Annotated in this window: 19 protein-coding genes, 2 tRNA genes and 4 rRNA genes; 8 read left to right on the top strand and 17 right to left on the bottom strand. The window is 51.2% G+C overall.

All coding sequences use genetic code 11. The features are described from left to right. Window positions 1–10: 10 nt before the first annotated feature. Together QEN32_RS02305 and QEN32_RS02300 are read left to right on the top strand one after the other, a co-directional pair. Window positions 11–3124 (top strand): efflux RND transporter permease subunit, encoded by a 3114-nt coding sequence (locus QEN32_RS02305; protein ID WP_001273283.1) that lies wholly within the window; start codon window positions 11–13, stop codon window positions 3122–3124. 236 nt (window positions 3125–3360) lie between these two features. After that, complete coding sequence (locus tag QEN32_RS02300; RefSeq protein WP_000825645.1) at window positions 3361–3582, top strand: membrane protein; 222 nt, start codon at window positions 3361–3363, stop codon at window positions 3580–3582. 783 nt (window positions 3583–4365) lie between these two features. Here QEN32_RS02300 and rrf (QEN32_RS02295) read toward each other — a convergent pair. The 7 genes from rrf (QEN32_RS02295) to QEN32_RS02265 form a co-directional block, all read right to left on the bottom strand. Then, window positions 4366–4481 (bottom strand): 5S ribosomal RNA (rrf, locus tag QEN32_RS02295). Window positions 4482–4520: 39 nt separating this feature from the next. Then, window positions 4521–4596 (bottom strand) — tRNA-Thr (locus tag QEN32_RS02290). Window positions 4597–4610: 14 nt separating this feature from the next. Beyond that, a 5S ribosomal RNA gene (gene rrf, locus QEN32_RS02285) occupies window positions 4611–4726 on the bottom strand. Between the two features lie 196 nt (window positions 4727–4922). After that, window positions 4923–7929, bottom strand: a 23S ribosomal RNA gene (locus QEN32_RS02280). 193 nt (window positions 7930–8122) lie between these two features. Next, window positions 8123–8198, bottom strand: a tRNA-Glu gene (locus tag QEN32_RS02275). 85 nt (window positions 8199–8283) lie between these two features. Further along, window positions 8284–9823: ribosomal RNA gene (locus QEN32_RS02270) — 16S ribosomal RNA — on the bottom strand. The 16S, 23S and 5S rRNA genes sit together here with 2 tRNA genes alongside, the layout of an rRNA operon. A 206-nt stretch (window positions 9824–10029) precedes the next feature. Continuing rightward, window positions 10030–10182, bottom strand: a complete 153-nt coding sequence (locus QEN32_RS02265; protein WP_000795911.1) for a hypothetical protein — start codon at window positions 10180–10182, stop codon at window positions 10030–10032. Between the two features lie 113 nt (window positions 10183–10295). On the opposite strand from QEN32_RS02265, the gene QEN32_RS02260 reads away from it, so the two are divergent. Beyond that, entirely contained in the window at window positions 10296–10850 is a 555-nt protein-coding gene (locus tag QEN32_RS02260) for a gamma carbonic anhydrase family protein (protein ID WP_020899306.1), read from the top strand. Here the strand turns inward: QEN32_RS02260 and QEN32_RS02255 are convergent. From QEN32_RS02255 to dprA, 6 genes are read right to left on the bottom strand one after another with little or no spacing between them, the layout of a single operon-like run. After that, window positions 10826–11083 (bottom strand): DUF1488 domain-containing protein, encoded by a 258-nt coding sequence (locus QEN32_RS02255; RefSeq protein ID WP_001070575.1) that lies wholly within the window; start codon window positions 11081–11083, stop codon window positions 10826–10828. The genes QEN32_RS02260 and QEN32_RS02255 overlap by 25 nt on opposite strands. Beyond that, window positions 11080–11898 carry a shikimate dehydrogenase gene (gene aroE, locus QEN32_RS02250; RefSeq protein ID WP_023994025.1) on the bottom strand — a complete coding sequence of 273 codons (819 nt, stop codon included), beginning with the start codon at window positions 11896–11898 and terminating at the stop codon, window positions 11080–11082. The genes QEN32_RS02255 and aroE overlap by 4 nt, the downstream gene beginning before the upstream one ends. Window positions 11899–11902: 4 nt before the next feature. Continuing rightward, complete coding sequence (gene tsaC / locus QEN32_RS02245) at window positions 11903–12475, bottom strand: L-threonylcarbamoyladenylate synthase type 1 TsaC (protein ID WP_001063613.1); 573 nt, start codon at window positions 12473–12475, stop codon at window positions 11903–11905. 4 nt (window positions 12476–12479) lie between these two features. Next, window positions 12480–13022: a type I DNA topoisomerase gene (locus QEN32_RS02240; protein ID WP_001129708.1), complete on the bottom strand. Its 543-nt coding sequence runs from the start codon at window positions 13020–13022 to the stop codon at window positions 12480–12482. Between the two features lie 26 nt (window positions 13023–13048). Then, on the bottom strand, window positions 13049–13522 hold the full coding sequence (gene smg, locus QEN32_RS02235; RefSeq protein ID WP_000460663.1) for a DUF494 family protein Smg: 474 nt from the start codon (window positions 13520–13522) through the stop codon (window positions 13049–13051). Further along, a complete protein-coding gene (gene dprA, locus QEN32_RS02230; RefSeq protein ID WP_000124533.1) occupies window positions 13494–14618 on the bottom strand; it encodes a DNA-protecting protein DprA in 1125 nt (374 codons plus the stop codon). Before dprA ends, smg begins: the two co-directional genes overlap by 29 nt. 131 nt (window positions 14619–14749) lie before the next feature. Between dprA and def the strand changes: the two genes are divergently transcribed. From def to mscL, 5 genes are all read left to right on the top strand, one after another. Continuing rightward, on the top strand, window positions 14750–15259 hold the full coding sequence (def, locus tag QEN32_RS02225; protein ID WP_000114987.1) for a peptide deformylase: 510 nt from the start codon (window positions 14750–14752) through the stop codon (window positions 15257–15259). Window positions 15260–15274: 15 nt separating this feature from the next. After that, window positions 15275–16222: a methionyl-tRNA formyltransferase gene (gene fmt / locus QEN32_RS02220; RefSeq protein WP_001285165.1), complete on the top strand. Its 948-nt coding sequence runs from the start codon at window positions 15275–15277 to the stop codon at window positions 16220–16222. A gap of 51 nt (window positions 16223–16273) precedes the next feature. Next, window positions 16274–17563, top strand: coding sequence for a 16S rRNA (cytosine(967)-C(5))-methyltransferase RsmB (gene rsmB, locus QEN32_RS02215; RefSeq protein ID WP_265322222.1), 1290 nt, complete (start codon window positions 16274–16276; stop codon window positions 17561–17563). Between the two features lie 21 nt (window positions 17564–17584). Next, on the top strand, window positions 17585–18961 hold the full coding sequence (gene trkA / locus QEN32_RS02210) for a Trk system potassium transporter TrkA (protein WP_000691374.1): 1377 nt from the start codon (window positions 17585–17587) through the stop codon (window positions 18959–18961). Window positions 18962–19102: 141 nt separating this feature from the next. Next, the gene (gene mscL, locus QEN32_RS02205; protein WP_000008119.1) at window positions 19103–19516 is read left to right on the top strand and encodes a large-conductance mechanosensitive channel protein MscL; all 414 of its coding nucleotides are present in this window, start codon (window positions 19103–19105) and stop codon (window positions 19514–19516) included. Here the strand turns inward: mscL and QEN32_RS02200 are convergent. From QEN32_RS02200 to rplQ, 4 genes are all read right to left on the bottom strand, one after another. Next, the gene (locus QEN32_RS02200) at window positions 19452–19721 is read right to left on the bottom strand and encodes an alternative ribosome-rescue factor A (protein WP_001543084.1); all 270 of its coding nucleotides are present in this window, start codon (window positions 19719–19721) and stop codon (window positions 19452–19454) included. The genes mscL and QEN32_RS02200 overlap by 65 nt on opposite strands. Before the next feature lie 57 nt (window positions 19722–19778). Then, entirely contained in the window at window positions 19779–20204 is a 426-nt protein-coding gene (gene zntR, locus QEN32_RS02195; RefSeq protein ID WP_000285588.1) for a Zn(2+)-responsive transcriptional regulator, read from the bottom strand. Between the two features lie 10 nt (window positions 20205–20214). Further along, window positions 20215–20583 (bottom strand): DUF1992 domain-containing protein, encoded by a 369-nt coding sequence (locus QEN32_RS02190; RefSeq protein ID WP_000266515.1) that lies wholly within the window; start codon window positions 20581–20583, stop codon window positions 20215–20217. 107 nt (window positions 20584–20690) lie between these two features. Further along, window positions 20691–21074 carry a 50S ribosomal protein L17 gene (rplQ, locus tag QEN32_RS02185; RefSeq protein WP_001216370.1) on the bottom strand — a complete coding sequence of 128 codons (384 nt, stop codon included), beginning with the start codon at window positions 21072–21074 and terminating at the stop codon, window positions 20691–20693. Window positions 21075–21076 lie beyond the last annotated feature (2 nt).

Genomic DNA, 21076 nt, shown 5'->3' with positions numbered 1-21076 from the left:
GTAACCGTACATGGCAAACTTTTTTATTAGACGTCCTATTTTCGCCTGGGTTCTGGCCATTATCCTGATGATGGCTGGCGCACTGGCAATAATGCAACTTCCCGTTGCGCAGTATCCAACCATTGCGCCGCCAGCGGTTTCTATTTCTGCAACCTATCCTGGCGCGGATGCGCAGACGGTACAGGATACGGTTACTCAGGTTATCGAACAAAATATGAACGGTATCGATAACCTGATGTATATGTCCTCTACCAGCGACTCTGCTGGTAGCGTGACCATCACCCTGACCTTCCAGTCCGGAACCGATCCGGATATCGCGCAGGTTCAGGTGCAAAATAAATTGCAGCTCGCCACGCCTTTACTGCCGCAAGAAGTCCAGCAGCAGGGGATTAGCGTTGAAAAGTCCAGCAGCAGCTTTTTGATGGTCGCCGGGTTCGTCTCGGATAATCCGAACACTACCCAGGACGACATCTCTGACTATGTCGCCTCTAACATTAAGGATTCTATCAGCCGTCTTAATGGTGTGGGCGACGTTCAGCTATTTGGCGCACAGTACGCCATGCGTATCTGGCTGGATGCGAATCTGCTAAATAAATACCAGCTCACGCCAGTTGACGTCATCAACCAGTTAAAAGTACAGAACGACCAGATTGCGGCAGGCCAACTGGGCGGCACGCCAGCATTACCGGGCCAGCAGCTTAACGCCTCAATCATCGCCCAAACGCGTCTGAAAGATCCGGAAGAGTTCGGCAAAGTTACGTTGCGCGTCAATACCGACGGCTCTGTCGTTCATCTCAAAGATGTCGCGCGTATTGAGCTTGGCGGTGAAAACTATAACGTTGTAGCGCGCATTAACGGTAAACCGGCCTCCGGTCTCGGTATTAAACTGGCGACCGGCGCTAACGCGCTGGATACCGCAACCGCAATCAAAGCGAAACTGGCGGAGCTGCAGCCTTTCTTCCCCCAGGGAATGAAGGTGGTTTATCCTTATGACACAACGCCCTTCGTAAAAATATCTATCCACGAAGTGGTAAAAACGCTGTTTGAAGCGATTATTCTGGTGTTCCTGGTAATGTATCTGTTCTTACAGAATATCCGGGCAACCCTGATTCCTACCATCGCTGTTCCTGTCGTGTTGCTAGGCACTTTTGCGGTACTCGCCGCCTTTGGCTATTCCATCAATACCCTGACGATGTTCGGCATGGTACTGGCGATAGGGCTGTTGGTTGACGATGCGATAGTGGTCGTAGAAAACGTTGAACGTGTAATGATGGAGGATAACCTTTCTCCCCGAGAGGCGACGGAAAAATCCATGTCGCAGATTCAGGGAGCGCTGGTTGGTATCGCGATGGTACTGTCTGCGGTATTTATCCCGATGGCCTTTTTTGGCGGCTCGACCGGGGCAATTTATCGCCAGTTCTCTATTACTATTGTTTCAGCAATGGCGCTATCCGTTCTGGTTGCGTTGATTCTGACGCCAGCACTGTGCGCTACGCTGCTTAAACCCGTATCTGCTGAACATCACGAGAAAAAAAGCGGCTTCTTTGGCTGGTTCAATACCAGGTTTGACCACAGCGTTAACCACTATACTAACAGCGTAAGCGGCATCGTGCGTAATACGGGTCGCTATCTCATTATCTATCTGCTTATTGTAGTCGGAATGGCGGTTCTGTTTTTACGCCTCCCGACCTCCTTCCTGCCGGAAGAAGATCAGGGGGTATTCCTGACCATGATTCAGCTCCCCTCTGGCGCTACGCAAGAACGTACGCAGAAAGTGCTGGATCAAGTCACTCATTACTACCTGAATAATGAAAAAGCGAACGTCGAAAGCGTGTTTACCGTAAACGGCTTTAGCTTTAGCGGTCAGGGACAAAACTCAGGGATGGCATTTGTTAGCCTTAAACCCTGGGAAGAGCGTAACGGTGAAGAAAATAGCGTCGAAGCCGTTATCGCCAGAGCGACACGCGCCTTCAGCCAGATTCGCGACGGGTTGGTGTTCCCCTTCAACATGCCGGCAATTGTCGAGTTAGGTACCGCGACAGGTTTCGACTTTGAACTGATTGATCAGGGAGGGCTCGGTCACGATGCGTTAACGAAAGCGCGTAATCAACTCCTGGGTATGGTCGCGAAGCATCCTGATCTATTAGTGCGCGTACGCCCGAACGGGCTGGAAGACACGCCACAGTTCAAGCTGGATGTCGATCAAGAAAAAGCGCAGGCGCTCGGTGTTTCGCTGTCTGATATCAACGAAACCATCTCCGCGGCGTTGGGCGGCTATTACGTTAACGACTTTATCGATCGCGGACGAGTGAAAAAAGTATACGTTCAGGCTGACGCTCAGTTCCGTATGCTGCCGGGAGATATCAACAATCTTTATGTACGCAGCGCCAATGGCGAGATGGTGCCCTTCTCTACCTTTAGCTCAGCACGGTGGATTTATGGTTCGCCACGCCTGGAACGCTATAACGGGATGCCGTCAATGGAACTGCTCGGTGAAGCAGCGCCCGGACGAAGTACCGGTGAAGCCATGTCGTTAATGGAAAACCTGGCTTCACAGCTGCCAAACGGTATTGGCTATGACTGGACAGGTATGTCGTATCAGGAACGGTTGTCAGGTAACCAGGCGCCGGCGCTGTACGCAATCTCACTCATTGTCGTTTTCCTCTGCCTTGCCGCTCTGTATGAAAGCTGGTCAATTCCGTTCTCGGTAATGCTGGTCGTACCGCTTGGCGTGGTTGGCGCTCTGCTTGCAGCGTCATTGCGCGGTCTGAACAATGACGTTTACTTCCAGGTTGGCTTGTTAACCACTATTGGCCTTTCTGCTAAAAACGCCATCCTGATTGTCGAGTTCGCCAAAGATCTCATGGAAAAAGAAGGACGTGGATTGATTGAAGCGACGCTGGAAGCATCCCGTATGCGTTTACGTCCTATTCTAATGACCTCGCTGGCCTTTATTCTCGGGGTAATGCCGTTAGTTATCAGTCGTGGCGCAGGTAGTGGGGCACAGAACGCAGTAGGCACAGGGGTTATGGGGGGAATGTTAACCGCAACCTTATTAGCTATCTTCTTCGTGCCAGTATTCTTCGTTGTTGTAAAACGCCGATTTAATCGCCATCATGATTAACCGGTAAACAGAGGCGTCTTCGGACGCCTTTTTAAACGGTACGTCTTTATCTCCGCTATTCCCCCTCTCCGCTTACCTCTGCATTCTCCATAGTTTTTACAATTCACATGAATTGAGATGATTCCTCATGTCGGCCATTTTTTCTGTGGTGGTAAAATAACTCTCGTTTTCGCAGCGGTTAGAGCCAGCATTTACGTTGCTGTACTTCGCGAAACGCTGATTAATGAGGTAACACCATGAAAAGACTAATTCCAGTTGCATTGCTTACCACCTTATTGGCAGGTTGTGCACATGATTCTCCCTGCGTACCGGTTTATGACGATCAAGGGCGACTGGTTCATACCAATACATGTATGAAAGGTACAACGCAGGATAACTGGGAGACAGCAGGCGCTATTGCTGGCGGCGCTGCGGCGGTAGCAGGGTTGACGATGGGTATCATTGCGCTTTCTAAATGATTCATGCAGGCGCGGCAATGCCGCGCTTTCAGTAATAATATAAAGGTCGTAAGGATACTCAGCGACGTAATCTATTCAGCCTGTCCCCCGAAAGTTAACACGATAAAACGCTCTCTTTTCTTACTCGCCCATCCCGATGGTATTTATTCTATTCCTTGTCCGATGCAGACAAAATTGTAGCTTGATAGCATCGTAAGCCGCATTACAAACAGGCTTTATACAGTAAGACTTAGAGCGTGGTCATTAGGCGTAATTATTACAGACAGTCTGGATATAAACCGGAGCATACACGTAATACATGAGGATTTTGAGCACTGCCCCAGGGCCAAACTGGCAAATAAAATAGCCTAATGGGCCAGATTCTTAGTCCTCAGCGAATATCTCTATTGCTTATTAGAGGCGTAAGTAAAAGCCGTTTGTACATCTACTTCAGCACGGTTCACATTCGATGGTTCAGGCGGATATATGGCGGGAAATCACGTTGACTAAAACGGTTTTTATCCACTCTACGAAGATGTTTAAAACGCGTCGGCGCCATTAACCGATAACTTTTTCCATAGAGAGATAAATGCAAAAAGGCCCAATCTTTCGATTGAGCCTTTTGCTTTATTTGATGTCTGGCAGTTTATGGCGGGCGTCCTGCCCGCCACCCTCCGGGCCGTTGCTGCGCAACGTTCAAATCCGCTCCCGGCGGATTTGTCCTCCTCAGGAGAGTACTCACCGACAAACAACAGATAAAACAAAAGGCCCAGTCTTTCGACTGAGCCTTTTGTTTTATTTGATGTCTGGCAGTTCCCTACTCTCGCATGGGGAGACCCCACACTACCATCGGCGCTACGGCGTTTCACTTCTGAGTTCGGCATGGGGTCAGGTGGGACCACCGCGCTACTGCCGCCAGACAAATTCTTTTTCAAATGCCGAACTTTAACCGTATTAAGTGGTGCTGATACCCAGAGTCGAACTGGGGACCTCACCCTTACCAAGGGTGCGCTCTACCAACTGAGCCATATCAGCACACTAAATTTGATGCCTGGCAGTTCCCTACTCTCGCATGGGGAGACCCCACACTACCATCGGCGCTACGGCGTTTCACTTCTGAGTTCGGCATGGGGTCAGGTGGGACCACCGCGCTAGTGCCGCCAGGCAAATTCTTTGTGCTCTGTACGCAATTCTTTATCGCATCAGCGGCGTTGCCTGCGCTCGTAAACTCAGTCACATACTTCTGTATGCTCCTTCCTTTCCTTCGCTTGCCGCCTTGCTGCTGCGCAAATTATTGCGTACTCAACTCTGAATCAGTGCTGAAAATCGTCTCTCATCCGCCAAAACATCTTCGGCGTTGTAAGGTTAAGCCTCACGGTTCATTAGTACCGGTTAGCTCAACGCATCGCTGCGCTTACACACCCGGCCTATCAACGTCGTCGTCTTCAACGTTCCTTCAGGAGACCTAAAGTCTCAGGGAGAACTCATCTCGGGGCAAGTTTCGTGCTTAGATGCTTTCAGCACTTATCTCTTCCGCATTTAGCTACCGGGCAGTGCCATTGGCATGACAACCCGAACACCAGTGATGCGTCCACTCCGGTCCTCTCGTACTAGGAGCAGCCCCCCTCAGTTCTCCAGCGCCCACGGCAGATAGGGACCGAACTGTCTCACGACGTTCTAAACCCAGCTCGCGTACCACTTTAAATGGCGAACAGCCATACCCTTGGGACCTACTTCAGCCCCAGGATGTGATGAGCCGACATCGAGGTGCCAAACACCGCCGTCGATATGAACTCTTGGGCGGTATCAGCCTGTTATCCCCGGAGTACCTTTTATCCGTTGAGCGATGGCCCTTCCATTCAGAACCACCGGATCACTATGACCTGCTTTCGCACCTGCTCGCGCCGTCACGCTCGCAGTCAAGCTGGCTTATGCCATTGCACTAACCTCCTGATGTCCGACCAGGATTAGCCAACCTTCGTGCTCCTCCGTTACTCTTTAGGAGGAGACCGCCCCAGTCAAACTACCCACCAGACACTGTCCGCAACCCGGATTACGGGTCCACGTTAGAACATCAAACATTAAAGGGTGGTATTTCAAGGTCGGCTCCATGCAGACTGGCGTCCACACTTCAAAGCCTCCCACCTATCCTACACATCAAGGCTCAATGTTCAGTGTCAAGCTATAGTAAAGGTTCACGGGGTCTTTCCGTCTTGCCGCGGGTACACTGCATCTTCACAGCGAGTTCAATTTCACTGAGTCTCGGGTGGAGACAGCCTGGCCATCATTACGCCATTCGTGCAGGTCGGAACTTACCCGACAAGGAATTTCGCTACCTTAGGACCGTTATAGTTACGGCCGCCGTTTACCGGGGCTTCGATCAGGAGCTTCGCTTGCGCTGACCCCATCAATTAACCTTCCGGCACCGGGCAGGCGTCACACCGTATACGTCCACTTTCGTGTTTGCACAGTGCTGTGTTTTTAATAAACAGTTGCAGCCAGCTGGTATCTTCGACTGACTTCAGCTCCATGAGTAAATCACTTCACCTACATGTCAGCGTGCCTTCTCCCGAAGTTACGGCACCATTTTGCCTAGTTCCTTCACCCGAGTTCTCTCAAGCGCCTTGGTATTCTCTACCTGACCACCTGTGTCGGTTTGGGGTACGATTTGATGTTACCTGATGCTTAGAGGCTTTTCCTGGAAGCAGGGCATTTGTTGCTTCAGCACCGTAGTGCCTCGTCGTCACGCCTCAGTGTTAAAGTGAACCGGATTTACCTGGAACACACACCTACACGCTTAAACCGGGACAACCGTCGCCCGGCCAACATAGCCTTCTCCGTCCCCCCTTCGCAGTAACACCAAGTACGGGAATATTAACCCGTTTCCCATCGACTACGCCTTTCGGCCTCGCCTTAGGGGTCGACTCACCCTGCCCCGATTAACGTTGGACAGGAACCCTTGGTCTTCCGGCGAGCGGGCTTTTCACCCGCTTTATCGTTACTTATGTCAGCATTCGCACTTCTGATACCTCCAGCAACCCTCACAGGCCACCTTCGCAGGCTTACAGAACGCTCCCCTACCCAACAACACACAGTGTCGCTGCCGCAGCTTCGGTGCATGGTTTAGCCCCGTTACATCTTCCGCGCAGGCCGACTCGACCAGTGAGCTATTACGCTTTCTTTAAATGATGGCTGCTTCTAAGCCAACATCCTGGCTGTCTGGGCCTTCCCACATCGTTTCCCACTTAACCATGACTTTGGGACCTTAGCTGGCGGTCTGGGTTGTTTCCCTCTTCACGACGGACGTTAGCACCCGCCGTGTGTCTCCCGTGATAACATTCTCCGGTATTCGCAGTTTGCATCGGGTTGGTAAGCCGGGATGGCCCCCTAGCCGAAACAGTGCTCTACCCCCGGAGATGAATTCACGAGGCGCTACCTAAATAGCTTTCGGGGAGAACCAGCTATCTCCCGGTTTGATTGGCCTTTCACCCCCAGCCACAGGTCATCCGCTAATTTTTCAACATTAGTCGGTTCGGTCCTCCAGTTAGTGTTACCCAACCTTCAACCTGCCCATGGCTAGATCACCGGGTTTCGGGTCTATACCCTGCAACTTAACGCCCAATTAAGACTCGGTTTCCCTACGGCTCCCCTATGCGGTTAACCTTGCTACAGAATATAAGTCGCTGACCCATTATACAAAAGGTACGCAGTCACCCCACCACTAAGCCCCCTCTGCTTCTTTTGCGGTTGAACGTCGCTTTCGCTCCGTTAACCATTGCCTTCAGCAAAGGATGCGTATGTGGAGTTCACCACTGGCTTAGTGGTGGGGCTCCCACTGCTTGTACGTACACGGTTTCAGGTTCTTTTTCACTCCCCTCGCCGGGGTTCTTTTCGCCTTTCCCTCACGGTACTGGTTCACTATCGGTCAGTCAGGAGTATTTAGCCTTGGAGGATGGTCCCCCCATATTCAGACAGGATACCACGTGTCCCGCCCTACTCATCGAGCTCACAGCACATGCGCTTTTGTGTACGGGGCTGTCACCCTGTATCGCGCGCCTTTCCAGACGCTTCCACTAACACACATGCTGATTCAGGCTCTGGGCTCCTCCCCGTTCGCTCGCCGCTACTGGGGGAATCTCGGTTGATTTCTTTTCCTCGGGGTACTTAGATGTTTCAGTTCCCCCGGTTCGCCTCATTAACCTATGGATTCAGTTAATGATAGTGTGACGAGTCACACTGGGTTTCCCCATTCGGGTATCGCCGGTTATAACGGTTCATATCACCTTACCGGCGCTTATCGCAGATTAGCACGCCCTTCATCGCCTCTGACTGCCAGGGCATCCACCGTGTACGCTTAGTCGCTTAACCTCACAACCCGAAGATGTTTCTTTCGATTCATCATCGTGTTGCGAAAATTTGAGAGACTCACGAACAACTTTCGTTGTTCTGTGTTTCAATTTTCAGCTTGATCCAGATTTTTAAAGAGCAAATATCTCAAACGTGACTCGTAAGTCAGTTTTGAGATATTAAGGCAGGTGACTTTCACTCACAAACCAGCAAGTGGCGTCCCCTAGGGGATTCGAACCCCTGTTACCGCCGTGAAAGGGCGGTGTCCTGGGCCTCTAGACGAAGGGGACACTGAAGTCTCAATCGCAAGACGCCTTGCTTTTTACTTTCTATCAGACAATCTGTGTGAGCACTGCAAAGAACAGTTCTTTAAGGTAAGGAGGTGATCCAACCGCAGGTTCCCCTACGGTTACCTTGTTACGACTTCACCCCAGTCATGAATCACAAAGTGGTAAGCGCCCTCCCGAAGGTTAAGCTACCTACTTCTTTTGCAACCCACTCCCATGGTGTGACGGGCGGTGTGTACAAGGCCCGGGAACGTATTCACCGTGGCATTCTGATCCACGATTACTAGCGATTCCGACTTCATGGAGTCGAGTTGCAGACTCCAATCCGGACTACGACGCACTTTATGAGGTCCGCTTGCTCTCGCGAGGTCGCTTCTCTTTGTATGCGCCATTGTAGCACGTGTGTAGCCCTGGTCGTAAGGGCCATGATGACTTGACGTCATCCCCACCTTCCTCCAGTTTATCACTGGCAGTCTCCTTTGAGTTCCCGACCTAATCGCTGGCAACAAAGGATAAGGGTTGCGCTCGTTGCGGGACTTAACCCAACATTTCACAACACGAGCTGACGACAGCCATGCAGCACCTGTCTCACAGTTCCCGAAGGCACCAATCCATCTCTGGAAAGTTCTGTGGATGTCAAGACCAGGTAAGGTTCTTCGCGTTGCATCGAATTAAACCACATGCTCCACCGCTTGTGCGGGCCCCCGTCAATTCATTTGAGTTTTAACCTTGCGGCCGTACTCCCCAGGCGGTCTACTTAACGCGTTAGCTCCGGAAGCCACGCCTCAAGGGCACAACCTCCAAGTAGACATCGTTTACGGCGTGGACTACCAGGGTATCTAATCCTGTTTGCTCCCCACGCTTTCGCACCTGAGCGTCAGTCTTTGTCCAGGGGGCCGCCTTCGCCACCGGTATTCCTCCAGATCTCTACGCATTTCACCGCTACACCTGGAATTCTACCCCCCTCTACAAGACTCAAGCCTGCCAGTTTCGAATGCAGTTCCCAGGTTGAGCCCGGGGATTTCACATCCGACTTGACAGACCGCCTGCGTGCGCTTTACGCCCAGTAATTCCGATTAACGCTTGCACCCTCCGTATTACCGCGGCTGCTGGCACGGAGTTAGCCGGTGCTTCTTCTGCGGGTAACGTCAATTGCTGCGGTTATTAACCACAACACCTTCCTCCCCGCTGAAAGTACTTTACAACCCGAAGGCCTTCTTCATACACGCGGCATGGCTGCATCAGGCTTGCGCCCATTGTGCAATATTCCCCACTGCTGCCTCCCGTAGGAGTCTGGACCGTGTCTCAGTTCCAGTGTGGCTGGTCATCCTCTCAGACCAGCTAGGGATCGTCGCCTTGGTGAGCCGTTACCTCACCAACAAGCTAATCCCATCTGGGCACATCTGATGGCAAGAGGCCCGAAGGTCCCCCTCTTTGGTCTTGCGACGTTATGCGGTATTAGCCACCGTTTCCAGTAGTTATCCCCCTCCATCAGGCAGTTTCCCAGACATTACTCACCCGTCCGCCACTCGTCACCCGAGAGCAAGCTCTCTGTGCTACCGTTCGACTTGCATGTGTTAGGCCTGCCGCCAGCGTTCAATCTGAGCCATGATCAAACTCTTCAATTTAAAAGTTTGATGCTCAAAGAATTAAACTTCGTAATGAATTACGTGTTCACTCTTGAGACTTGGTATTCATTTTTCGTCCGAGGACGTCAAGAATCCGTATCTTCGAGTGCCCACACAGATTGTCTGATAAATTGTTAAAGAGCAGTGCAACGCGGCTTTCGCTCACCGTTGCGAGGTGGCGTATATTACGCTTTCCTCTTTCAGAGTCAACCCTGAATTTCAGGATTTTTCTCTTCAACCGACCGGCTGTTTGTGTGAAGTGATTCACATCCGCCGTGTCGATGGAGGCGCATTATAGGGATCCCATTTTTTTGCACAAGCGTTTTTTGGATCTTTTTTTCTGTTTGTTGATTTTTCATCCCTTTCGCTCCATTCCTGCGCAAAGTGGCGATTTTTTGATGCTATCTCCCCTTGCACAACGCCGTTAAAGCAACCAAAGTCTTCATGACTATTCATTTATGATGAGGTAGACATGTCTGACACATTACGTCCTTATAAGGATCTTTTTCCTGAAATCGGTCAGCGCGTGATGATCGATACCAGCAGCGTGGTTATTGGCGATGTCCGTCTGGCGGATGATGTCGGGATCTGGCCGCTTGTGGTAATTCGCGGCGATGTGAATTACGTTGCGATAGGGGCTCGTACGAACATTCAGGATGGCAGCGTTCTTCACGTAACCCACAAGTCTCCATCCAATCCACACGGCAACCCATTAATCATTGGCGAAGATGTTACCGTTGGCCATAAAGTTATGCTGCACGGCTGTACCATCGGTAAACGCGTACTGGTCGGTATGGGCTCCATTGTGCTGGATGGCGCGATAGTAGAAGATGACGTAATGATTGGCGCGGGAAGCCTGGTGCCGCAGCACAAACGGCTGGAAAGCGGCTATTTATATCTTGGCAGTCCGGTAAAACAGATCCGCCCCCTGAGCGATGCTGAGAGATCGGGCCTGCAGTACTCCGCCAATAACTATGTAAAATGGAAAGACGACTATCTTTCTCAGGATAACCATATCCAACCGTGATCGTCTTCCTGCTGGGCCAGGATTAATGCTTCAGCCTCTTCTTCCAGGTCCCAGCGATACTCACGAAAAATGGCCAGCCATTGCTCCGCTGTTTCTCCACCAAAGCGATACGCCAGTACATCTTTTTTTATTGCACACGTGAGTTGCATCCCATTAACCAGGGCGGGAAAGATGACAGCGCTGGCGGCAGTATCCCATTCTTCGCGGTCAGGAAATTGTATGGCCTGGTTCACGCTAATAATTCCTGCTGTAGCAGCTTAATTACTGGCTCGACCTGCGGTAATACACCGTGCCAAAGCAAAACGGCATGTGCAGCCTGCCCCACCAGCATTCCCAGCCCATCTGCGTAACGTTTTGCGCCCTGTTGTACACACCAGGAGAGAAATGGCGTATTCCCTTTTTGATAGAACATGTCATAGCAACAGAGGGAAGGGTGAATAAGTGACGCTGGTATCGCCGGGATTTCGCCCCGTATGCCGCTGGAGGTCGCATTAATAATCAGGTCAAACTCACAACCATCCAGCTTGTCCATATCCATGGCATGAATGCTGCCGGTATGAGCAAAGATTTTCGCCAACGCTTCGGCACGTGAAGCTGTACGGTTGGTGATAGTGACCGCGCAATCCAAAGAAAGCAGAGGTAACAGCACGCCCCGGGATGCGCCGCCCGCGCCAATCAGCAAAATACGCCATCCTGGGCGGATAAAATTTAAACGTTTGAGATCGCTTAATAAACCGATACCGTCAGTATTGTCGCCAAGCAAACGACCATCTTCCAGCCGTTTTAATGTATTGACTGCTCCCGCCAGCGATGCTCGTTCCGTTAACTCATCCGATCGCGCAAACGCCTCCTCTTTAAAAGGTACTGTGATGTTTGCGCCTTTTCCCCCTGCCGCGAAAAAGGCATCAAGCGTATTAATGAAATTATTAATAGGGGCCAGCACGCGACCATAGGGGTGAACAATATCTAGCTGCTGAGCAAATTGCTGATGAATAAATGGCGATTTGCTGTGCGCAATCGGATTTCCAAAAACAGCATAGGTTTCCATCATATTACCCCTGTCGAAACAGTTCGCCCGTCAGAGCATCGCGAATTTCTGAAGGATTTAAACGCCCACCCGTTGCGCCTTCAACCACCGGAAAATCATCACCAAATTGCGCACGCACCTCTTCAACGGTACGGCATGGCGGTAATCCGCTCAGATTGGCGCTGGTGGAAACCAGCGGTTTGCCATACGCATTGCATAGCGCGACCACCAGCGGGTGATTAGTAACACGAACGGCCAGGGAATCAAAACGTCCCGTGAGCCACCGCGGCGTTGTCGCGGGCGCAGGAAAAACAAACGTTACCGGCCCGGGCCAGCAATCAAATACCGCTTTACGCTGTGCGGCGGTAAGTATGCTGTCATCAATATAAGGTTTTAACTGCTCAAAGCTGGCGGCAATCAAAATGAGTCCCTTATCGACGGGCCGTTGTTTTAACGCCAGCAGGCGCGTAACGGCTGTTTCACTATCGGGATCGCAGCCGACGCCGAAAACGGCTTCTGTTGGATAAGCGATGACATTTTCTTTATTCAGGAGATCTACCGCCGCGGCGATAGATCCTGTTGGCAGGTTATTATTCACTTGTTTATTCCACCGGAACCGGCTTTCCACATTGTTTACTGGCGCAAAAGCGCTTCACGCCCTGCGCGGTTTTCTTTTCGATGAGTAGCGGATAATGGCACTCGGGGCATTCCCCCGCAACCGGTGTGAAGTTAATGACGAACTGACATTCCGGGTAGCGATCGCAGGAATGAAAGATTTTACCGTAACGAGAACGGCGCTGGACCAAATGTCCTTGCTGGCAGGCTGGACAGGCAATCGCCGTTTCATCCGGTTTATCAATAACCACTGTATGTTCACATTGCGGATACTGACTGCATCCGATGAACATGCCAAAGCGCCCCTGACGCAGCACCAGTACGGCGCCACACTCAGGACACAGTTGCCCCTCCAGAATTTTAACGATATGTCCGTCCGCCTGACTTTTCAGCGGACGAACGTAATCGCATTCCGGATAGCGAGAACAGCCGAGAAACGGACCATGTTTCCCGGAGCGAATTACCAGTTCGGCCCCGCACTGCGGGCAGGGCTCATTTTTACGCACCGAAAACAGTGCTGATTTAGCCATATTCACTCATGCAGCATTAACACCTATCAATGCAGCATACCTTCATTTACCTCAAAGAGTAATTCTTCCATTTGTTGATAGGCGTTTTCACAGCCCGGAATGTTGAATAACACCATCAAAATAACCCATTTCAAGTCTTCCAGGTCAAACTCTGCGGTATCCAGCGCCAGCACACGCTCAATCACCATTTCTCGTGTTTCGAGGTTTAGCACCTGAATCTGCTCAAGGAATAACAGGAACCCCCGGCAACTGGCATCAAGCCTTTCACACTCTTCAACCGTATAAATGCGCATTGAAAGAGGGTCGGAAGCAAGTTGCATGGGTTCCGCGAGGCCATCCTGATAGTCAGCGAGTTTTTCCAGCCACAGCAGCGCATTGTAGATGTCTTCGCGATCAAACCCAGCGTCGGTGAGATCACGCTCCAGTCTGTCCTGATCCACGCGCAGCTCGGCTTCGTTATGGATGTATGTTTCAAACAAATACATTAGTACGTCGAACATGGCTTGCCCTCCTTAATCGGACATAGCCGCCGGGTACAGCTGCGATCCATCCTGCTAACTCCAGTTCGAGTAGCTGAGCCACTACCGCTGGCACAGGTTGGCCGGCACGTTCAGCGACGACGTCAACAGGTGTTACCTCATCTCCTACGTTAGCCAGGAGCTCAGGAAATGGCAATGCCGCCTCATCCTGATTTAGTGAATAAAGTGAATTTTCCGCCGTAGTTGGCAACCAGTGTAAGCCGTATTGCAAATTTTCCAGAATATCCTCCGGCGTCGTCACAAGCGTGGCCCCTTGTTTAATTAACCAGTGCGTGCCTTCGCTTCCCGGACTACCGATAGGACCTGGTAATGCAAAAACGTCCCGCCCCTGTTCAAGCGCGCAGCGCGCCGTCACCAACGAACCGCTGCGCAACGCCGCCTCAATCACCAGCACGCCTTTGCTCAGTCCGCTGATAATGCGGTTTCTGCGAGGAAAATTTTGCGGTAGCGGAGGCGTTGAAAGCGGAAATTCTGAGACCACTGCGCCGCCAGTGGCAATCAAGTTTTCAGCCAGCACGGCATGTCGGCGAGGATAAATCTTTGCCAAACCATTCCCTAACACCGCTACACTTTTTCCCCCCATACTCACCGCGGCGTTGTGTGCTACGCCATCAATTCCCCGGGCAAGGCCACTGGTGATCGTCAAACCGCTTTTCGCAAGGCTTTCGCAAAGCAGACGTCCCCAGCGTTCTCCATACCAGGAGTGGCTCCGGCTTCCTACGACGGCAAGTTGGCAGGTATGCAGACAGGCAGGATCGCCGTCAATAAAAATAGCGCCGGGATAATCGTCAATAGCACGCAGCTGAGGAGGATAAATTTCACTATCCGCACACAGAAAATGGTGCTGCGGTAGTTCAAGCCAGCGTAATGTCTCATCAAGCACACCTGCTGGAAGCTGTAAAAAACGTTCAGCTTGCCGCGCGGTAAGACCAGCTTCCTGAAGGTGCGTGCGATTTATCTGAGGCTGGCGAATAAGCGAATTCGCCATGTTCAACATCGCCTCGCCATAAAGGTCGCCGACGTACATTAAACGTAACCAAATTTCGGTACGGGCCATCCTTTCCCTCCCCTGCCACAAGCAGTCTGAACAATCTTTGCGATTGGTCACTGATGCTGTCAATCAGGTGGGGATTTGTCTAGAATAGAGGTAATAATCTTTTCAACTCCTGAACACAACTCTGGATAATTATGTCAGTTTTGCAAGTGTTACATATTCCGGACGAGCGCCTTCGCAAAGTCGCAAAGCCGGTTGAAGAAGTGAATGCAGAAATTCAGCGTATCGTCGATGATATGTTCGAAACGATGTACGCGGAAGAAGGTATCGGTCTGGCCGCAACGCAGGTCGATATCCACCAGCGGATCATCGTGATTGACGTTTCGGAAAACCGCGACGAGCGCCTGGTACTCATTAACCCGGAATTGCTGGAGAAAAGTGGCGAAACGGGTATAGAAGAAGGCTGTCTGTCGATTCCGGAACAGCGCGCTTTAGTGCCGCGCGCCGAGAAAGTGAAAATCCGCGCGCTGGATCGCGACGGCAACCCGTTTGAGCTTGAAGCGGATGGTTTGCTGGCAATTTGCATTCAGCATGAGATGGATCATCTGGTCGGTAAACTGTTTATCGATTATTTGTCGCCGCTGAAGCAACAACGTATTCGTCAGAAAGTAGAAAAACTCGACCGCCTGAACGCCCGGGCTTAAAGGACAAGAACCAACGTGTCAGATTCACTACGTATTATTTTTGCGGGTACACCTGACTTTGCAGCGCGTCATCTCGACGCGCTGTTAACTTCTGGACATAACGTTGTCGGCGTATTTACCCAACCCGATCGTCCAGCAGGTCGCGGCAAAAAGTTGATGCCCAGCCCGGTAAAAGTGCTGGCGGAAGAAAAAGGCCTGCCCGTTTTCCAGCCCGTGTCGCTTCGTCCTCAGGAAAACCAGCATCTGGTTGCTGACTTACATGCCGACGTCATGGTTGTCGTAGCATATGGTCTGATTCTCCCAAAGGCAGTGCTGGATATGCCCCGTCTCGGATGTATCAACGTTCACGGTTCTCTGCTTCCACGCTGGCGCGGCGCGGCGCCTATTCAGCGCTCACTCTGGGCAGGCGATGCGGAAACCGGCGTCACAATTATGCAGATGGATGTAGGGCTGGATACCGGCGACATGCTGTATAAACTTGCGTGCCCGATTACCGCAGAAGATACCAGTGGCTCACTGTATAATAAGTTGGCTGAACTTGGCCCGCAGGGGTTAATTACCACACTAAAACAACTGGCGGACGGCACAGCGACGCCTGAAGCGCAGAATGAAGCGCTGGTCACTCATGCGGAAAAGCTCAGTAAAGAAGAAGCGCGTATTGACTGGTCTCTCTCCGCAGCACAGCTGGAGCGTTGCATTCGCGCCTTTAATCCGTGGCCAATGAGCTGGCTGGAAATCGACGGCCAGCCGGTAAAAGTCTGGCAGGCGTCCGTCATTGAGGACGCCACGCAGTCGCTGCCGGGAACCATTCTGGCCGCGACGAAACAGGGCATTCAGGTTGCAACAGGCAAGGGGATATTAAATTTGCTTTCGCTTCAGCCTGCCGGCAAAAAAGCGATGAGCGCCCAGGATCTGTTAAATTCACGCCGGGAATGGTTTATTCCTGGTAACCGTCTTGCCTGACGGTCACGTCTTTATAAGCCCGGTGTTACCGGGCATTTTTATTTTATACATATGAAAAAACAAAACAATTTACGTAGTCTGGCAGCACAGGCCGTTGAACTGGTCGTCGAACAGGGACAATCATTAAGTAATGTGCTCCCGCCGCTGCAACAAAAAGCCGCCGATAAAGACAAAGCGCTACTTCAGGAGCTGTGCTTTGGCGTCCTGCGCACCCTTTCACAGCTGGAATGGCTGATCAATAAGCTGATGTCTCGTCCAATGACCGGCAAGCAGCGTACAGTGCATTACTTAATTATGGTCGGCTTTTATCAGTTGCTGTACACCCGCGTTCCTCCCCATGCGGCGCTGGCTGAAACCGTTGAAGGCGCGGTCGCCATCAAACGTCCGCAGTTGAAAGGGTTAATTAACGGCGTCCTGCGCCAGTTTCAGCGCCAGCAGGAAACGTTGCTTAATGAGTTTGCGACCAGCGATGCGCGCTTTTTACATCCAGGTTGGCTGGTAAAGCGTTTGCAAAATGCTTACCCCACACAGTGGCAACACATTATTGATGCGAATAACCAGCGTCCGCCGATGTGGCTACGTGTAAATCGTACACACCACACCCGCGACGGTTGGCTTGGCTTACTTGAAGACGCAGGCATGAAGGGATATCCCCATCCCGATTATCCCGACGCTGTACGTCTGGAAACGCCAGCTCCGGTACATGCTTTACCCGGTTTTGCTGAGGGTTGGGTAACTGTCCAGGATGCCTCTGCGCAGGGATGTGCGGTTTTTCTCGCTCCTCAGAACGGTGAGCACATTTTAGACTTGTGCGCCGCGCCCGGAGGTAAAACCACGCATATTCTCGAAGTGGCCCCCGAAGCAGACGTGTTGGCGGTTGATATTGATGAACAACGCCTCTCCCGCGTTTACGACAACCTAAAGCGTCTTGGGATGAAAGCGACAGTTCAACAAGGGGATGGACGTTATCCCGCCCAATGGTGCGGCGAGCAGCAGTTTGACCGTATTCTGCTGGATGCGCCCTGCTCCGCAACCGGCGTCATTCGCCGTCATCCAGATATCAAATGGCTGCGTCGCGATCGCGATATCGCGGAACTGGCGCAATTACAGGCGGAAATTCTTGATGCCGTCTGGCCGCGCCTGAAGCCTGGCGGGACGCTGGTTTACGCCACCTGTTCCGTACTGCCGGAAGAAAACCGCGATCAGATCAAAACCTTTTTGCAACGCACTCCCGATGCCGCGCTCAGCGAAACGGGAACACCTGATCAGCCAGGACAGCAGAATCTGCCGGGCGGCGAAGAAGGTGATGGGTTCTTTTACGCTAAGCTAATCAAGAAGTGATGAGATAACGGGCCACGACTGATGAAAATTATCATACTGGGCGCAGGGCAAGTTGGCGGAACACTGGCGGAAAACCTGGTCGGCGAAAACAACGACATCACGGTGGTTGATACCAACGGCGAACGGTTACGCAGTTTGCAAGATAAGTTCGATCTACGCGTAGTTCAGGGGCATGGTTCGCATCCCCGCGTGTTGCGCGAAGCGGGCGCTGACGATGCGGATATGCTGGTCGCTGTCACCAGTTCAGATGAAACTAATATGGTTGCCTGCCAGGTAGCCTATTCACTCTTCAACACTCCAAACCGTATCGCCCGCATTCGATCCCCGGACTATGTTCGCGATGCGGATAAACTCTTTCATTCTGAAGCGGTTCCGATTGATCATCTGATCGCGCCGGAGCAGTTGGTTATCGATAATATTTATCGTCTGATCGAGTATCCGGGAGCATTACAGGTTGTAAACTTTGCTGAAGGGAAAGTCAGTCTGGCAGTAGTAAAAGCCTACTATGGCGGTCCACTAATAGGTAACGCGCTCTCGACAATGCGAGAGCATATGCCGCATATCGATACTCGCGTTGCCGCAATTTTCCGCCATGACAGACCAATCCGTCCTCAGGGCTCAACTATCGTGGAAGCAGGGGATGAAGTCTTCTTTATTGCGGCTTCACAGCATATCCGTGCAGTAATGAGCGAATTACAGCGTCTGGAAAAACCCTACAAGCGCATCATGCTGGTGGGCGGCGGCAATATCGGCGCCGGGCTAGCAAGGCGTCTGGAAAAAGACTATAGCGTTAAATTGATCGAACGCGATCAACAACGCGCCGCAGAATTGGCTGAGAAACTGCAAAACACGATCGTCTTTTTTGGCGACGCTTCCGATCAGGAATTGCTGGCGGAGGAGCATATTGATCAGGTCGATCTCTTTATCGCGGTCACTAACGATGATGAAGCCAATATCATGTCCGCGATGTTGGCCAAGCGGATGGGCGCCAAAAAAGTGATGGTGCTGATTCAGCGCCGCGCTTATGTCGATCTTGTGCAGGGTAGCGTTATAGATATTGCGATTTCTCCGCAGCAGGCCACCATCTCTGCATTACTGAGCCATGTGCGTAAAGCGGATATCGTCGGCGTTTCCTCACTACGTCGCGGGGTTGCCGAAGCCATCGAAGCCGTCGCGCACGGCGATGAAAGCACTTCCCGCGTGGTTGGCCGCGTCATTGACGAAATTAAACTGCCGCCAGGCACCATTATTGGCGCGGTGGTGCGTGGAAATGATGTCATGATTGCTAATGACAATTTGCGCATTGAACAAGGCGATCACGTCATTATGTTTTTGACCGATAAAAAGTTTATTACCGACGTCGAACGTCTGTTCCAGCCAAGTCCTTTCTTCCTCTAATTTAAGGGGCGCTCATTCAGCGCCCTTTTTAATTCCCTTTATTTATCAAGGTTTAATTTATTTCGCTAAACAGAAGCCGTAAATGGAAAATGCCTTAGCATTTGTTAAACTTATAACGTCAGCTGCATAGGGAGAATAAAAATGAGTTTTATTAAAGAATTTCGCGAATTCGCGATGCGCGGGAATGTTGTGGATTTGGCAGTGGGTGTCATTATTGGCGCGGCATTCGGTAAGATTGTTTCTTCACTGGTTGCCGATATCATTATGCCGCCGTTGGGATTGTTAATCGGCGGGATCGACTTTAAACAATTTGCTTTTACGTTACGCGAAGCGCAGGGAGATATTCCGGCGGTCGTCATGCATTACGGCGTGTTTATCCAGAACGTATTTGATTTTGTGATTGTGGCCTTTGCTATCTTTGTTGCCATTAAGCTTATCAACAGACTCAACCGTAAAAAAGCAGAAGAGCCGGCAGCTCCGCCAGCGCCTTCTAAAGAGGAAGTGTTATTGGGCGAAATCCGCGATCTGCTGAAAGAACAAAATAACCGTTCTTAATAAGCAGAAGGCCAGTGGTAAAAAAGTCACTTACTTTCTTGCCACTGGCCTCCCAGTTCCCTCGATTACCGTGTTTACCTTTACGCAGATAACTTCCTTTGCCTTTCTTATTTTTTTCAACGCGTTGCCTGAAAAGGGGATCGTGCAGTAATGCCTCAATGGCATTGTCCTTTATCTGCCCTTTCTTATGTTGATAACGACTCATAATGTCTCCCGATTGTATAAATTAACGGCGCGAGTGTCGCCCCGCCGGTTCAATAAATCAACATCCTGATTTCGCCCCACTGGCCCCCTGCTCCAGGGCTTCCAGAATGGAACAATAGACGCTACTGTGGGCCGTTCCACAACAAGCATCATTAAGCCTTTGTAACGAACGCTGCATCGTTTGCAGTTCCGCAATCCTGGCTTCAACCTCCTGCAATCGTTCTTGCACAATACTTTTTGACTCCTGACAGGTATGGTGCTCAGGATCAATTCTGATCGATAAAAGTTCGCGGATCGACTCAAGCGTGAAACCCAACTGCCGCGCATAACGAATAAACTTGAGACGCTGCAGATCGTTTTCGGTATACAGACGAAACCCGCCTTCAGTACGTACCTCATGATCCATCATCTGCTGTTTTTCATAGTAGCGAATGGTATCAGGCGTTACGTCTGCCAGCTTTGCCAGCTCACCAATGCGATACATACAAGCTCCGTTAATTATCGTTGATTTTATGCAGCAGTTTTTCTGCATACTCACCGTGTAAAAAGTCGGTACTCAACCCAGCCTGCCGAAGTTTTAGTTCAAGCAGGGAGAGCTGGCGACTAACCTGATGGTATCGAGGGTCATCTTCCCGGATACTGTTGAGGATATCAAGTAACTGAATAGCGTCTCTGCGCTGCTCCAGTTCAGGGGGAAGACAGCCCGCATTCTTGAGTAAGCGATAACCCGCACGAAGTTCCGCCGGCACATGAGAATCATCATCCAGAATAAGCGGCTCGCCACGGCCAGGCAAATTATCAAACTCGCCTTTACGCTGTGCCTCGATAATATGACGCTCTGCCCACTGGTCAAGTAACCACATACGTCGCTCCAGGGATTGAACGAAAAGAATACAATTATTGTAGATATGTGGGGTTCAGGAGGATATAAAAAAACCCGCCGAAGCGGGTTTTTTTACGTTACTACAGATTACTCTGCAGCAGCTTCTGTTTTCTCTGAACGATCAACCAGCTCGATGTATGCCATCGGCGCGTTGTCGCCTGCACGGAAGCCACACTTCAGAATGCGAGTGTAACCACCGGCGCGGCTCGCGAAACGCGGGCCCAGCTCGTTAAACAGTTTTGCCACGATCTCGTTATCACGAGTACGGGCGAATGCCAGACGACGATTAGCAACGCTATCAGTCTTGGCAAGAGTAATCAGCGGCTCAACTACGCGACGCAGCTCTTTCGCTTTAGGCAGGGTCGTCTTGATGATTTCATGACGAACCAGTGAACCTGCCATGTTGCGGAACATAGCCTGGCGATGGCTGCTGTTGCGGTTCAGTTGACGACCACTCTTACGATGGCGCATGA

The sequence above is a fragment of the Salmonella sp. SA14318 genome (assembly GCF_029866905.1).
Lineage (GTDB): Bacteria > Pseudomonadota > Gammaproteobacteria > Enterobacterales > Enterobacteriaceae > Salmonella > Salmonella enterica.
Note: the sequence above shows the minus strand (reverse complement) of the source record. Positions and strands in the feature narration are given on the sequence as shown.